The organism is Terrabacter sp. Ter38, assembly GCF_024519435.1.
In the GTDB taxonomy this organism is placed as follows: domain Bacteria; phylum Actinomycetota; class Actinomycetes; order Actinomycetales; family Dermatophilaceae; genus Terrabacter.
This window is the reverse complement of the sequence record NZ_JALJRZ010000015.1, coordinates 1-14,078: the sequence shown is the minus strand read 5'-3', so window position 1 is coordinate 14,078 and position 14,078 is coordinate 1. Positions and strand designations below refer to the sequence as shown.

The following is a 14,078-nucleotide window of genomic DNA, read 5'->3' as shown; positions in this document are numbered from 1 at the left end:
ATGACTCCGGGGGACGAGGGGTGCGCGACGGCATCGGCGCCGTGGGCGCGGGACTGCCCGCGCACTGTCCATTCTCGCGCCGACCCCCGACAGCGGGGCAAGGGAGTTATGCCGCCGGCCGAGCCGTCAGGGCGTCAGCCCTGCTTGCGCGGCTGCTTCCCCTCGACGACCTGGGTGCTCGCGACCTTGTCGTGCAGGGCCTGGCGCTTGTCGTCCCACAGTGGCCAGAGTCCGTCGAGCAGGGACAGGAAGGGGACGAACTGCCCGGCCAGGGGGACGAGTCGACGCATGACGGCGGTGCCCAGGGGCAGCGGGCCGGGCTCGGCGGCACGCCGGACGCTGATGCCGAGCGCCATCTTGCCGGGCGTCTGGGCGACCGTCGTCCAGAACACGAGGCAGTAGGCCGTCGCCACGAGCCACAGGAAGAGCGAGAACTGCACCGCGGGTCCCGTGAGCTCGTTCTGGATCTCGACGAGGCGCGCCTGGTCGCCGGCCTGGGCAGCCGTCACCATCTGGGAGAAGAGCTCGGACAGGCGTGGTGTCGCGGCCCACGAGATGATCCCGCCGACGACGGCGAGGATGAGCCCGTCGATGACCCACGCCGCGAAGCGCTTGCCCCACGAGGCGAGGGGGACGCCGTCAGCGGTGCTCTTGATGTTGTGCATCCACTGCGTGTTGGCGGGGGCCTGCTGGTAGTAGCCCTGCGGCGCCTGCTGCTGCGCCGGCGACTGAGTCTGCCAGCCGCTGCCCTGGGGCATCGGCGTCGTCGGCGTGGGGACACCGGTGCGGTCCGGCGGGACCTGTCCCTGCGGGTTCTGGTGCGGCAGGCCGATGGTGCTCTGCGCGATGGTCGGCGACTTCTTCGGGGCGGTGTGGTTGGTCCACGACACGCCGTCCCAGTAGCGGAGCATGTCGGTGTTGCTGGGGTCGTCGTACCACCCGGAGGGCTGCTGGCTCATGCCCCAACTGTGCCACGGCATCGGCGTTCCCAGACCCGCGGCGCCCGGACTGGTGGCGGGTACGCCTCGGCCCCGGCCCGTTCCCGCCCGAGGGCAGGGACCGGACCGGGGCCAAGGTCACCCCGGTGCGACTCAGAGGTTGCCGCGCTTGTCCTGCTCGCGCTCGATGGCCTCGAAGAGCGCCTTGAAGTTGCCCTTGCCAAAACCGAGCGAGCCGTGCCGCTCGATGAGCTCGAAGAAGACCGTCGGGCGGTCGCCGAGCGGCTTGGTGAAGATCTGCAGCAGGTAGCCGTCCTCGTCGCGGTCCACGAGGATCTTGCGCTTCTGCAGCTCCTCGATCGGGACCCGGACGTTGCCGATGCGCTCGCGCAGCTCGGCGTCCTCGTAGTAGGAGTCAGGCGTGTCGAGGAACTCGACACCGTTGGCGCGCAGGGCGTCCACCGAGGCGAGGATGTCGTTCGTCGCGACGGCTAGGTGCTGGGCACCGGCGCCGCGGTAGAACTCGAGGTACTCGTCGATCTGGCTCTTCTTCTTGGCGATGGCCGGCTCGTTGAGCGGGAACTTGACCCGGTGGTTGCCGTTGGCCACGACCTTGCTCATGAGGGCGGAGTAGTCGGTGGCGATGTCGTCACCGATGAACTCGGCCATGTTCACGAAGCCCATGACGCGGTTGTAGAAGGCGACCCACTCGTCCATGTGCCCGAGCTCGACGTTGCCGACGATGTGGTCGAGGGCCTGGAAGAGCCGCTTCGGCTGGCCCTCGCGGCGGACGATCGACGACGCGGTCGGGACGTAGCCGGGAAGGTACGGGCCGGCATACCTCTGCCCGTTGACGGCGCGCTGGACGAGGGTGTGGCGGGTCTCGCCGTACGTCGCGATGGCGGCCGTGCGCACCGTGCCGTGCTCGTCGGTGTGGTCGGTGGCCTGCTCGAGGACCGTGGCGCCCGCCTTGACGGCCTGGGCCACGCACTTGTCGACGTCGGGTACCTCGAGGGCGATGTCGACGACTCCGTCGCCGTGCCGGCGGTGGTGGTCGGCGAGCGGGCTGTCGGGGTCGACGGCGCCCTTGATGACGAAGCGGATCGAGCCGCTCTTGAGGACGAAGGCCTTGTGGTCGCGGTTGCCGTTCTCGGGGCCCGAGTAGGCGACGAGCTCCATGCCCCAGGCGCTCTGGTAGTAGTGCGCGCTCTGCGTGGCGTTGCCGGCGACGAAGACGATCGCGTCCCATCCGGTGACGGGGAAGACGTCGGTGTTCTCGTCGTACTCGACGAGACCGACGAGCTGCTTGAGCTGCTCGAGGTCGAGGTCGGCCTCGCGCTCCTGGTCGGTGAGGTCGGCGGCCGGAGACGGCATCGTGTCGGTCATGGAGCGAGACTGACCGAGTGGGCCTGAGTGTGCAAGAGCCACGGGCCAGGCTGGGCACAGTGCACAAAGTGTTGTCCGTATGCCGTCTGGTGCTGGACACTGTGTCCATGACCGCTGCAACCGGACCGTCCGCCCGCGCACCGGTCGACGCGCTCGACTGCCGCATCCTGCTCCTGCTGCTCACCGAGCCGGGCATCGGCGTGCTCGGCGCCTCGCGGCGGCTCGGGGTGGCCCGCGGCACCGTGCAGGCCCGGCTCGACCGGCTGCAGCGCACCGGCGTGCTGCGGTCGATGGCCCCCGACGTCGACCCCGCCGCGCTCGGCTACCCCGTGACGGCGTTCTGCACCCTCGAGATCCGGCAGGGACGCGGTGGGCACTCCCCCGTCGTCGAGCACCTCGCCGCCATTCCCGAGGTGCTCGAGGCCCACACGATCACCGGTTCCGGTGACGTGCTCATCCGCATCGTCGGTCGCGACAACGCCGATCTCCAACGGGTCATCGACCGCGTCGTCGACGACGCGCACGTGACGCGGGCCTCGACCGTCATCTCGCTCGCCACGCGCCTCGACCACCGAACGATCCCGCTCGTCGAGCACCTCCTCGACCCGTCGTCCTGACGTGCGACGCTCGCAGCACCCGCAGCACCCGCAGCACCCGCAGCACCCGCAGCACCCGCAGCACCCGCAGCACCCGAACGACGAACCACACCACTCACCCCACCGATCCGGACCAGGAGCCACCCGTGACCGCCAACCCCTACGCCCCGCGGCCCGACGTCGAGCTGACCCACCCGGAGTGGAGCCACAGCGCGACGATCTACCAGATCAACCAGCGCCACCTCACGCCCGAGGGCACGTTCCGGGCCGCCGAGGCGCACCTGCCCCGCATCCGCGACCTCGGCATCGACATCGTGTGGCTCATGCCGGTGCACCCGATCGGGGAGCTGAACCGCAAGGGCGTGCTCGGCAGCCCGTACGCCGTCAAGGACTACCTCGGCGTCAACCCGGAGTTCGGGACGCTGGAGGACCTGCGCCACTTCGTCGACACGGCCCACGGCCTCGGTCTGCGCGTCATCCTCGACTGGGTCGCCAACCACACCGCGTGGGACAACTCGCTCGTCGAGGCGCACCCCGAGTGGTACGCCCGTGACTGGAAGGGCGACCTGCGCCCCACGCCCTGGTGGGACTGGGACGACATCATCGACCTCGACTACGACAACCCCGAGCTGCGTCGCTACATGACCGAGGCGATGAAGTTCTGGGTCCGCGACGTCGATGTCGACGGGTTCCGTTGCGACGTGGCGGGATTCGTGCCCGTCGACTTCTGGGACAACGTCCGCCGCGAGCTCGACGAGATCAAGCCGGTCTTCATGCTCGCCGAGTGGGAGTCGCGCGACCTGCACGTCCGCGCCTTCGACATGACGTACGGCTGGAGCTGGAACGAGACGCTCCACAAGATCGCCCACGGTAAGGCCGACGTCGAGGCCCTCAAGGTCTACTACGCATGGAACGACCGCTTCTACCAGCGCGACGCCTACCGGATGCTCTTCGTCAGCAACCACGACAAGAACGCGTGGGAGGGCACCGAGTACGAGCAGTTCGGCGACGCGCTGCTGCCGGCGATCGTCCTGTCCGTCGTCAGCGAGGGCATGCCGCTCGTCTACAACGGTCAGGAGGCGGGCAGCGACAAGCGGCTCATCTTCTTCGACAAGGACGAGATCGAGTGGCGCGAGGACGAGCAGGGCGAGCTCTACCGGCAGCTCTTCGCCCTCAAGAAGGCCCACCCCGCGCTGTGGAACGGTGCCGCGGGCGGGCGCATGGTGCGCGTCCCCAACTCGGCCGAGGCCGCGGTGCTGAGCTTCGTGCGAGCCGTGGGCGACGACCGGGTCTTCGCGGCGTTCAACTTCAGCGACGAGGACCGGACCGTGACCCTCGGAGCCGGCCCGCAGGCGGGCTCGTGGCGCGACGCCTTCAGCGGCGAGACCCTCGAGCTGGCGCAGGGCCAGCCGTACACCTTGCCGGCCTGGGGCTACCAGGTGCTCGTTGGCGCCTGACGCGACGCAGCAGGGCCCCGGGCCGCTCCTCCACGGGCGGCCCGAGGCCCCGGACGGCACAGGGGTCGTGTCCCGTCGACTGATAGACGATCGAGCGCCCAGATCATGACGTGATCCCGTCGAAACCGTTCACGCAGAGGCCCTCGATCCGCGAGAATGGAGCTGCGTACCCGTCGGTGCTCCCCTGTCCCGGCGGGTACGCCTCTGCCGTGCCGACGTCCCACCAACCGGTCGGCCGGGACGGGGCGTCCCGCTGAACTCCCAAGCGGCGGGACGCCCCCGGTGGGCCGTGTCACCGACGGCGCTGCGCCTCGATGAGGTGCCGCGTCGAGTGGGCGACGAACGGCCGGCCCGTCCGCATCCCGGCGTCGAGACGCTCGAGGGTCTCGCGGTAGGTCTCCACGGTGAAGTCACGGACCCACCAGACGCACTTGCGCAGGAGCCACGCGACGGCACCCACGTCGTACAGCTCCATCCGGCAGCGCGCGGTCTGCAGGTCGACGACCTCGAGGCCCGCCGCGCGGGCCTCCCGAACCTCGGCCTGCGGGTCGCGACCGAGCCGCTCCCGCGGGAGCGGGCCGAGGAACTGCTCGATGAGCTCGAACGCCGAGGCCGGCCCGACGTGCTGGGCGAGGTAGGTGCCGCCGTCGACGAGCACCCGGGCGATCTCGTCCCAGTCCGGTCGCACGGGGTGACGGCTCGTCACGAGGTCGAAGGTCGCGTCCGGGAAGGGCAGCTCGTCACCCGGCACGACGGGCACCACCTCGACGCCTCGGTCCGCGAGCAGGGCTCGCGCGCGCTCCGCGTTGGGCGCCCAGCCCTCGGTGACGACCATCCGCTCCGGCAGCGCCGGCATCTGCGCGACGATCTCACCGCCACCGGTGTCGACGTCCAGGGCGGCCGTGGCCATCGGCAGCCGAGCGGCGAGGAGCCGGGCGTAGCCCCAGGCCGGCCGCTCCTCCGTGGCCCGGCCGTCGAGCCAGCCGAACCCCCAACCGGTCACGTCGGCGTCGGCCGCCTCCTCCACGAGCTCCTCGAACGCACGCATCCGCCCATCCAACCGGCCCGTCGGCCCGGCCTCCACCGGATAACCGCGCAGAGCGCCCGGCCCGACCGGGTAGCCCGGCCCGACCGGGTAGCCCGGCCCGGCCGGGTAGCCCGGCCGGGCCCGCGACCTCAGGCGGTGACGGTGATCGGGCTCCCGTTGCTGACGAGCTTCCAGTCGATGCTGGAGAAGGCCGCCGGGTCGATGACCTTGTTGGCCGTCGCCCAGTCGATGAGCAGCTGGCGGATCTCGATCTGTCGGTTGTAGACGACCGGGGCCGCCACGACGCCCGGGAAGTTGCCGCCTCCCGACTGGCGGTAGTTGTTGATCGCGACGACGAACCGCGCGTCCGGCGCCACGGGGCTGCCGGCATACGCGAGGTTGACGATCCGCGACCCGACCGCCTGGGCGAGGTCGATGTCGTAGGTGAGGTCGGCGTCGAGCCCACCCATGACGTCGTAGTTGTAGTCGGGCGTGGCGTTGGCGTTGGTGATCGTGTCGGCGGCGACCGGGCCCGTCGTCGTGCACGGCTTGAAGTACTCCGCGCTCTTCTCGAGGTACGCCTTGACCTGGGCCCCGGTCAGGACGATGCCGAGCAGGGTGTTGTCGTAGATGTAGAGGCCCGCCACGTCGCGGATCGTCACGTCGCCGGCCGGGATCGCGGCGAGCTTGTTGAAGGGTGCGGCGATCGACAGCACGGGGAGCGAGGCCTCGGGCGTGCCGGCGAGCGCCTTCTTGACGGCGTCGGCCTGGACGTAGTTGATGAAGTCGATCGCGGCAGTGTCCTCGTAACGCGACGTCGCGGCCGACATGGCCTGCGTGCACGTGCCGATGACGCCGTTGACGTAGGTCAGGACCTTCTGGTGGGCGGCCGCGACGGCGCCGGTGACGGCAGGGTCCTCGGGGGCGACGTTGGAGTTGTAGAGCGTCGCCTCGGAGTGGACGACCTCCCACTGACCGCGCACCTTCTGGAGGTCGATCGACATCCGGGTGACTCGCATGCCCCAGTAGTAGGGCTCGGAGAGGAGGACCTGCTTGCCCGTCTGCGCGTTCGTGACGTAGCGCTGCGGGATCTCGAGGTGCGCGTGGCCGACGAGGACCGCGTCGATGCCGGGGACCTGCTCGGCGAGCAGCGCGCTCGCGTTCTCGACGTAGGGCAGCGCGTCGCCCCACGACGACTTGCCGTTGTCGCCGGAGTGGCACGCGACGATGACCACGTCGGCGCCGGCGGCCTTGAGGCGGGGCACCATGACCTTCGCCTGCTCGATGATGCCGGGGAACTTGACCTTGCCCTCGACGTTGGCCTTGTCCCAGATCGCGACCCCGGGCGTGACGAGCCCGAGGATGCCGACCTTGACCGGCTTGCTCCCCTTCACCTTGACCGTCTTGATGACCCACGGCTTGAAGACGGGGGCGCCGGTGTTCCAGTCGACGGAGTTGGCCGACAGGAGCGGAAAGTTCAGCTGCTTCTCGAAGGCGCGCAACGTGTCGAGGCCGTAGTTGTACTCGTGGTTGCCGAGCGCGGCGGCGTCGTAGCCGACCTGGTTCATCGCCGCGGCCATGGGGTGCGTCGAGCCGCCGGTGATGGGGTCGATCTTCGCGTAGTAGTACGCGAGCGGCGTGCCCTGGATCGTGTCGCCGGCGTCGATCGTCAGGGTGCGATCGGCGCCGACCTCGGCGCGGATCGCCTTGATGATCGAGGAGGCCTTGGCCACGCCGATGTCGTTGGCCTTGGCGTCGGTGTACTCGGCGTTCTTGAAGTAGTCCCAGTTGTAGACGTTGCCGTGCAGGTCGGTCGTGCCGAGCACGGTCAGCCGGACGACCTCGCCATTCGTGCCCTTGCCGGCCGCCGCAGCGGCGTCGGCGGGCGCGGCCGAACGCACGGCCGCGAGGCCCGCGCCGCCGACGGCAGCGAGGGCCAGCAGCTGGCGACGGGTGGTGGAGGATCCGAGGAGGTCAGGGGTGGGGTCGGTGCTCATGTCGTCCTTCGCTGTCAGGTGCTCGATCGGAGCAGTCCCGGTACACGGTGCGCGGCTCGCCCCCGAGGCGCAGGGCACGACCATAGCCGGACACTTCCGCCCATAGGCCGACAGCACGGGTCGGTTTCGTGAACCCTCAGCGTCGGCCGACGAGCCAGAGCCGGATCTTGTCGATGCGCTCGGTGACCTGCTCGGTCGAGGCGGCCGCGAGGTCGGGTCCGCCACAGACGCGCCGCAGGTCCATGTGGACGTTGGCGTGCGGCAGCCCCTTCTGACGGGCGTACGTCGAGACGAGCGTGTTGAGCTCCTTGCGCTGGGCGGCGAGGGCCCGGTGGGCGGCGACGGGCATGGGGGCGGTGGTGCCCTGGGGCGCCTTCTTGACCTGGCGGCTCTGCCGCTCGCGGAGCAGCGCCGACACCTGGTCGGGCTCGAGCAGGCCGGGCAGGCCGAGGTACTCCTCCTCGTCCGCCGACCCGATCTGGGCGTGCATGCCCCACTGCTGCTTGTCGAAGAGCACGTGGTCGAAGTGGGCGTCGGACTCGAGCGCCTCGAACGCGCCCTCGTCGAGGGCCCCGCTCGCCTTGTCGGCGCGGTTGGCCTCGTCGAGCAGGGTCTGCTCCTCGGCCCACATCTGGCCGATGTCATCGGGGTTGGGCTTGCGGTCGAGGGCGTGGTCGCGCTGCTCCTCGAGCCGGGCCGCGTGGTCGAGGACCACGGGCACCGAGGGCAGGAAGACCGACGCGGTCTCACCCCGCCGGCGAGCACGCACGAAGCGTCCGACGGCCTGGGCGAAGAAGAGCGGCGTCGACGTGGAGGTCGCGTAGACCCCGACCGCGAGCCGCGGCACGTCGACCCCCTCGGACACCATGCGGACGGCGACCATCCAGCGCTCGTCGCTCGCCCCGAAGTCCTCGATGCGCTTGCTCGCGCCGAGGTCGTCGGACAGGACGACCGTGGGAGCCTCGCCGGTCAGCGAGCGGAGGATGGCGGCATACGCCCTCGCCTGGGTCTGGTTGGAGGCGATGACGAGGCCGCCGGCGTCCTCGACGTGGCGGCGCACCTCGGTGAGGCGCCGGTCGGCCGCGGCGAGGACGGCGGGGATCCACTCCCCCTTGGGGTCGAGGGCCGTGCGCCACGCGTGGGCGACGAAGTCCTTCGTCATCGGCTCGCCGAGGCGCGCCTCGAGCTCGTCGCCGGCCTTGGTGCGCCAACGCATGCTGCCGCCGTAGGCCATGAAGAGGACGGGTCGCACGACCCCGTCGCGCAGCGCCTCCGCGTAGCCGTACGTGTAGTCGCTCGAGCTGACGAGGGTGCCCTCGGCGTCGAGCTCGTAGGTGACGAAGGGGATCGGCGAGGTGTCGGAGCGGAAGGGCGTGCCGGTCAGCGACAGCCGGCGGGTCGCGGGCTCGAAGGCCTCGCGGATGCCGTCACCCCAGCTCTTCGCGTCGCCACCGTGGTGCACCTCGTCGAGGATGACGAGGGTCGATCGTGACGTCGTCAGCTCACGGTGCAGTGACGGGCGTGAGGCCACCTGGGCGTAGGTCACGGCGACGCCGTGGTAGTCGTCGCTGTGCCGGCCGATGCTGTTGCTGAACTTCGGGTCGAGACTGATGCCGACGCGGGCGGCGGCGTCGGCCCACTGGGTCTTGAGGTGCTCCGTGGGAGCGACGACCGTGACGCGCGAGACGATGCCCGCGCTCAGCAGCTCGGTGGCCACCCGCAGGGCGTACGTCGTCTTGCCGGCCCCCGGGGTCGCGACCGCGAGGAAGTCGCGCGGCGACTTGTCGAGGTAGAGGTCCAGGGCCTCCTGCTGCCACGCGCGCAGCTTGCTGGCGGTACCCCACGCAGCCCGCTCTGGGAAGGCGGGTGGGAGGTGGAAGGCGGCCCCTGAACTCATAGAGAGGCCACCGTAACGAATCCCCGAGGCCGACATGCCGAGGCCCCGTCCTGCGGGCGGGGCCTCGGCCTGGATGGTATGCCGCTCAGTCGGTTTCGTGACGCCGAGCAGCAGTCGCGCTGGTGGTCACCGGCCGGCGCGGTACGCCGTCCACTGAGCCTGCATGCGCGAGACCTGGCCGGTCGTGAAGGTGTTCATGCAGGCGTCGTACGTGTAGTCCATGAAGTTCTTGATCGGGTCGAGGCCGGGGCTCGTGCACGTGTCGCGGCCGGTCGGGCACTCGTAGGCGGCACTGGCCTCGGCGGGCGTGTCGCCGACGTAGTCGCCGTTGCCCTTACAGCCGCCCTGGAACGTGTGGTACAGCCCGACCCAGTGACCGACCTCGTGGGTGGCCGTGTCGCCCTGGTTGTAGTTCGTCGCGCTGCCCCCGGGCAGGGAGGCCGTGAGGATGACGACGCCGTCCATGGCGTCGTACGTGCTCTTCGGGAAGGTCGCCCAGCCGAGCAGCCCCTGGCCGATGTTGGCCGAGTAGAGGTTGAGGTCGGCCATCGTGCCCTTGCGGAGCGTCGTCTTCATGCTCTTCTCGGCCGCTGAGCCGGGCGTCACGGTGTACCAGGACGAGTTGCTCGTCGAGTCGGAGCCGGCGAGGCTGAAGCTGAGTCCGGTCCCCGAGTAGGCGTTGTTGAGGACGCTGATCTGGCTGCTGATCGCGCTGCCGCCGACGGTGCCCTGGGTGCCGTTGGTGATGGTGTGCCAGTAGACCTTGACCGTCGTGGGGGCGAAGGTGCCGCCCGTGCCCGGATTGCCCTTCTGGCCCTCCCTGACGACCTTGCCCGACGAGTCCCGGGTCAGGCCCTTGGCCTCGAGCGCCTTCGTCAGGGCGGCCTCGTTGGCCCGCACCTGTGCGTCGGTCAGCTCGTGCGGGTCCTTGGCCGTGCCATGGGTGCCACGGGCTCCGACCGCGCCCACGGCCGCCGGGTCGAGACACGCGGCGCTGCCGTGCCCCTCCATCACGGGCGCGGCCTGCGCCGGTGCGCCGAGGGACGCTGCGGCGAGTGCGAGCGGTGCCGCGAGCACCAGGGAGCGAAGCTTCATGGGGTGACCTTTCTCGTCCGACACGACGCCCGATCGGGCGACGATCCCAGCGACTGTAGGTACGCGACAGTCAGTGGCGGAGCCGGGGCGAGTAAAGAACCCTTAAGGAAAGCCCCTCGGTCGGGCGGTGGTGAGGACGCGCGCGGACGCGTGGCTCAGGACTGTCCGCCGCCGCCCTGGTCGCCGTCGCCGCCGTCCTGCGGGTCGCGAAGGCCTTCGTAGATCTCCTTGCAGACCGGACAGACCGGGAACTTCTGGGGGTCGCGCCCCGGGACCCAGATCTTGCCGCAGAGGGCCACGACGGGCTCGCCCGACAGCGCGCTCTCGAGGATCTTCTCCTTGCGCACGTAGTGCGAGAAGCGCTCGTGGTCACCGGGCTCCTGGAGCTCCTCGCGGACCTCCTCGCGCTCGATCGTGGCCGTGCTCGTGCCGCGCAGCGGCTCGGGCTCGAACGGGTCGGGAGGCATGGTGCTCATGACGAGAGTGTATGCCGCCCTGCCGCGCCCCGGAGGAGCCGCTCCCCGGCCGGGTAGACCCCCCACGAAGCGGGAAGGGCGCCGGGGCGGCCGCTGAGGAGGACCGCCTCGACACCGGCCTCGGGGGCGTCCGGTGCGGGCTCGAGACCGAGGCGCCGCAACGTCTGGCGGGCCACGGCGACGGGTGAGTCGTGGATCGTCACCCCGTCACCGAGGGCAGCGACGATCCGGTCGACGACGAGTCCGTAGTGGGTGCACCCGAGGACGAGCGAGCGTACGCCCGCAGGGGTCTGCGACGCGGCATACGCGATGCCGGCGTCGACCGCGTCAGGGTCACCGGACTCGATGGCCTCTGCCAGCCCCAGGGCTGCGACGGCATACGTCTCGACGTCGGCGGCGAAGGCATCGACGAGGCCCCGGAGGTAGTCGCTCGACGTCGTGGCAGCCGTGGCCCACACGGCGACCGGTCCTCCCCCGGCGGCCGCCGGGCGGATGGCCGGCACCGTGCCGATGACCGGGACGGCCGGCTCGAGCTCGGCGCGGAGGGCACCGAGCCCGTGCACCGAGGCGGTGTTGCAGGCCACGACGATCGCGGCCGGCTCGTGGGGCAGGGTGGCGCGCGCCGAGGCGAGGATGAGTCGCTGGACCTCCGCGGGCGTGCGGGGGCCATACGGCATGTTGTCCGGGTCCAGCGACAGCACGAGCCCGAGGTCGGGCCGCAGCGCGTGGAGGGCGTCGGCATACCCGAGGAGCCCGAGACCGCTGTCGACGAAGGCAACTCGCCTGGTCGACCTCGGCATCCCGGGATGCTCGTCTGTGTCGGGCCGCACGGACCCTGTGACGCCCACGTCAGTTCATCGACGGGTCGTCGGGGAAGTTCGCGACGTACGCGAGGCTGTCGCGCTGGCGACGGAGCACCTCACGCCACAGGCCCTCCGGCCGGGGCGTGAAGGCGTCGCGCACCTCGGCGTCGACGACGTACCAGTCGCCGCGCAGCACCTCGTTCTCGAGCTGGCCGGACTCCCACCCCGAGTAGCCGGCGAAGATCCGCAGCCCCGCCAGGTCCGCGGCGACGACGGGGGTCGGCACGTCGAGGTCGACGAGGCCGATCGAGCCGAAGAGGCGCTTGACCCCGAGCGGCTCCGGCTCGTCGCCCGGCACCGTGACGAGTCCCAGCGCCGACGACGTCGACACGGGGCCACCCTGGAAGAGGACGTGCGGAGCGGTCACGACACGCTGCCAGCCCGGCAGCACCGAGTCCACCTCGGCCGACAGTGGCTTGTTGAGCACGACGCCCTGGGCGCCGCCGTCGTCGTGGTGGAGCATGAGGATGACGGACCGATGGAACACGTCACCCCCGACGGACGGCGTCGCCACGAGGAGGCGGCCGGTGTGGAACGTCGAGCTCACGGGCCCAGCCTTCCACACCGGCGACTGCTCAGAAGCGCGCGCCCCGCTGGCCGCGGCGCTCGTCGTCGCCCCAGCGGGACACGAGACCGTCGCCGCGGTCGGTTCGACGGCCACGGTGGTCGTCGGAACGACCGCCACCGTGATGCGGACGCGATCCGCTGCGCTGGCCCTGGCGCGGACCACGCGGACCGGCAGGCCCACGACGGTGGGCCTTCGGACCGGCGATGAGGCGCTGGAACTCGTCCTCGGCGATCGCGACGCCGCTCGGGGTCGTCGCACCGGTCGCCGCGATGATCGCGTCGCCCGGCGTGGCCCGCACGGGCGAGATCTCGAGACCGGCGTCCTTGAGCTGGCGCTCCATGGTCCGACGCTGGTGCGGCAGGGCGAGGGTCACCACGGTGCCCTTGTCACCGGCGCGAGCCGTGCGGCCCGATCGGTGGAGGTAGTCCTTGTGGTCGGCCGGCGGGTCGACCTGCAGGACGACGGAGACGTCGTCGACGTGGATCCCGCGGGCGGCCACGTCGGTCGCCACGAGCACCGGGAGGGTGCCGTCACGGAACGCGCCGAGCACGCGGTTGCGCTGGCCCTGGTTGAGGCCACCGTGGAGCGCGGCCGCCATGACGCCCTGCTCGCGCAGCTGGAGCGCGATGCGGTCGGCGCCGAGCTTGGTGCGACAGAAGACGACGGTGCGGCCCTCGCGGTTGGCGACCTCGGCCGTGATGACCTTCTTGTGCTGCGGGTCGATGAGCAGGACGTGGTGGTCCATGCCCTCGACCGACGCGGTCGCGTCGTTCGTCGAGTGCGTCACCGGGTCGGTGAGGTACTTCTCGACGAGGGCATCGATGCCACGGTCGAGCGTCGCCGAGAAGAGGAGGCGCTGGCCGTCGGACGGGATCGTGTCGAGGCTCGTCGTGATCTCGGCCATGAAGCCCATCTCGGCCATGTGGTCGGCCTCGTCGAGCACGGTGATCGCGATCTCGTCCATCTCGACCGCACCGCGCTCGAGCAGGTCGTTGAGGCGACCCGGCGTGGCGATGAGGATGTCGACGCCCTTGTTGAGCGCGTTGATCTGGGTCGTGTAGCTGAGGCCACCGGCCACGAGCTTGTGGCGCAGGCCGGCGACGTGCACGAGCGGCTCGAGCGCGTCGGAGATCTGCATCGCGAGCTCGCGCGTCGGCGTCAGGATCAGGGCATGCGGCTTGCGCGGGCGACGCTTGAGGTCGGCCTCGAGCAGCCGGGCGATGAGCGGCAGACCGAAGGCGAGGGTCTTGCCCGAGCCGGTCTGGCCGCGGCCGAGGACGTCCTTGCCGAGCAGCGCATCGGGGATCGTCGCGGTCTGGATCGGGAACGGCGAGGTGATGCCCTCCCGGGCGAGGCGCTCGACGAGCCGCTCGGGTAGGCCGAGGGCGGCGAATCCGTTGTCGGCAGCGACGTCGACAGGCCCCTCCGACACGTCGGCACGGGTCGACTTCGTCCAGGTGTCGGCGTCCATGCGCTCGGCCTCGGCGTCGTCGAAGCTCACGGGAGCACGGTCGGCGAAGCGGTCCGCGCCACGGTCGTCTCGGCGCTGGAAGCCGCGGTCACCGCGGTCGTCCCGACGCTGGTACCCACCACGGTCGTCGCGGTCGCCACGGGGGCGGTCGAACGACGGGCGGTCGCCACGGGGGCGGTCGAACGACGGGCGGTCGTCCCGACGCTGGTACCCACCACGGTCGTCGCGGTCGCCACGGGGGCGGTCGAACGACGGGCGGTCGTCACGGCGCTGGAAGCCGCGGTCACCGCGGTCGTCACGGCGCTGG

At 70.9% G+C, this 14,078-nt stretch carries 12 protein-coding genes; 2 read left to right on the top strand and 10 right to left on the bottom strand.

Annotated elements, in window-relative coordinates:
- Positions 1-134 precede the first annotated feature (134 nt).
- Both NR112_RS21430 and hppD read right to left on the bottom strand, forming a co-directional pair.
- On the bottom strand, positions 135-959 hold the full coding sequence (locus NR112_RS21430; RefSeq protein ID WP_256796306.1) for an RDD family protein: 825 nt from the start codon (positions 957-959) through the stop codon (positions 135-137).
- A 132-nt stretch (positions 960-1,091) separates the two neighbouring features.
- A complete protein-coding gene (gene hppD, locus NR112_RS21425; protein WP_256796305.1) occupies positions 1,092-2,324 on the bottom strand; it encodes a 4-hydroxyphenylpyruvate dioxygenase in 1,233 nt (410 codons plus the stop codon).
- Between the two features lie 107 nt (positions 2,325-2,431).
- On the opposite strand from hppD, the gene NR112_RS21420 reads away from it, so the two are divergent.
- Both NR112_RS21420 and NR112_RS21415 read left to right on the top strand, forming a co-directional pair.
- On the top strand, positions 2,432-2,941 hold the full coding sequence (locus tag NR112_RS21420; RefSeq protein ID WP_256796304.1) for an Lrp/AsnC family transcriptional regulator: 510 nt from the start codon (positions 2,432-2,434) through the stop codon (positions 2,939-2,941).
- A 125-nt stretch (positions 2,942-3,066) separates the two neighbouring features.
- Positions 3,067-4,377, top strand: coding sequence for an alpha-amylase family glycosyl hydrolase (locus NR112_RS21415; protein ID WP_256796303.1), 1,311 nt, complete (start codon positions 3,067-3,069; stop codon positions 4,375-4,377).
- Between the two features lie 292 nt (positions 4,378-4,669).
- On the opposite strand, the gene NR112_RS21410 is transcribed toward NR112_RS21415, so the two are convergent.
- The 8 genes from NR112_RS21410 to NR112_RS21375 all read right to left on the bottom strand — a co-directional run.
- The gene (locus NR112_RS21410; RefSeq protein ID WP_256796302.1) at positions 4,670-5,425 is read right to left on the bottom strand and encodes a class I SAM-dependent methyltransferase; all 756 of its coding nucleotides are present in this window, start codon (positions 5,423-5,425) and stop codon (positions 4,670-4,672) included.
- Between the two features lie 128 nt (positions 5,426-5,553).
- Positions 5,554-7,401: a bifunctional UDP-sugar hydrolase/5'-nucleotidase gene (locus tag NR112_RS21405; RefSeq protein WP_256796301.1), complete on the bottom strand. Its 1,848-nt coding sequence runs from the start codon at positions 7,399-7,401 to the stop codon at positions 5,554-5,556.
- A gap of 136 nt (positions 7,402-7,537) precedes the next feature.
- Positions 7,538-9,298 (bottom strand): DEAD/DEAH box helicase, encoded by a 1,761-nt coding sequence (locus NR112_RS21400; protein WP_256796300.1) that lies wholly within the window; start codon positions 9,296-9,298, stop codon positions 7,538-7,540.
- Positions 9,299-9,424: 126 nt separating this feature from the next.
- The gene (locus tag NR112_RS21395; RefSeq protein ID WP_256796299.1) at positions 9,425-10,393 is read right to left on the bottom strand and encodes a zinc metalloprotease; all 969 of its coding nucleotides are present in this window, start codon (positions 10,391-10,393) and stop codon (positions 9,425-9,427) included.
- A gap of 155 nt (positions 10,394-10,548) precedes the next feature.
- Positions 10,549-10,869, bottom strand: a complete 321-nt coding sequence (locus NR112_RS21390) for a DUF3039 domain-containing protein (protein WP_056759497.1) — start codon at positions 10,867-10,869, stop codon at positions 10,549-10,551.
- Positions 10,866-11,669 (bottom strand): glutamate racemase, encoded by an 804-nt coding sequence (locus NR112_RS21385; protein WP_256796298.1) that lies wholly within the window; start codon positions 11,667-11,669, stop codon positions 10,866-10,868. Before NR112_RS21385 ends, NR112_RS21390 begins: the two co-directional genes overlap by 4 nt.
- A 49-nt stretch (positions 11,670-11,718) precedes the next feature.
- Positions 11,719-12,279, bottom strand: a complete 561-nt coding sequence (locus tag NR112_RS21380; protein WP_256796297.1) for a YqgE/AlgH family protein — start codon at positions 12,277-12,279, stop codon at positions 11,719-11,721.
- A gap of 28 nt (positions 12,280-12,307) precedes the next feature.
- A partial coding sequence (locus NR112_RS21375; RefSeq protein WP_256796296.1) for a DEAD/DEAH box helicase occupies positions 12,308-14,078 on the bottom strand: 1,771 nt, incomplete at its 5' end.

What these genes read in the sequence shown, in the direction of transcription:
- NR112_RS21430 (WP_256796306.1), bottom strand. Translation starts at nt 959, where the DNA reads ATGAGCCAGCAGCCCTCCGGGTGGTACGACGACCCCAGCAACACCGAC.
- hppD (WP_256796305.1), bottom strand. Translation starts at nt 2,324, where the DNA reads ATGACCGACACGATGCCGTCTCCGGCCGCCGACCTCACCGACCAGGAG.
- NR112_RS21420 (WP_256796304.1), top strand. Translation starts at nt 2,432, where the DNA reads ATGACCGCTGCAACCGGACCGTCCGCCCGCGCACCGGTCGACGCGCTC.
- NR112_RS21410 (WP_256796302.1), bottom strand. Translation starts at nt 5,425, where the DNA reads ATGCGTGCGTTCGAGGAGCTCGTGGAGGAGGCGGCCGACGCCGACGTG.
- NR112_RS21405 (WP_256796301.1), bottom strand. Translation starts at nt 7,401, where the DNA reads ATGAGCACCGACCCCACCCCTGACCTCCTCGGATCCTCCACCACCCGT.
- NR112_RS21400 (WP_256796300.1), bottom strand. Translation starts at nt 9,298, where the DNA reads ATGAGTTCAGGGGCCGCCTTCCACCTCCCACCCGCCTTCCCAGAGCGG.
- NR112_RS21395 (WP_256796299.1), bottom strand. Translation starts at nt 10,393, where the DNA reads ATGAAGCTTCGCTCCCTGGTGCTCGCGGCACCGCTCGCACTCGCCGCA.
- NR112_RS21390 (WP_056759497.1), bottom strand. Translation starts at nt 10,869, where the DNA reads ATGAGCACCATGCCTCCCGACCCGTTCGAGCCCGAGCCGCTGCGCGGC.
- NR112_RS21385 (WP_256796298.1), bottom strand. Translation starts at nt 11,669, where the DNA reads ATGCCGAGGTCGACCAGGCGAGTTGCCTTCGTCGACAGCGGTCTCGGG.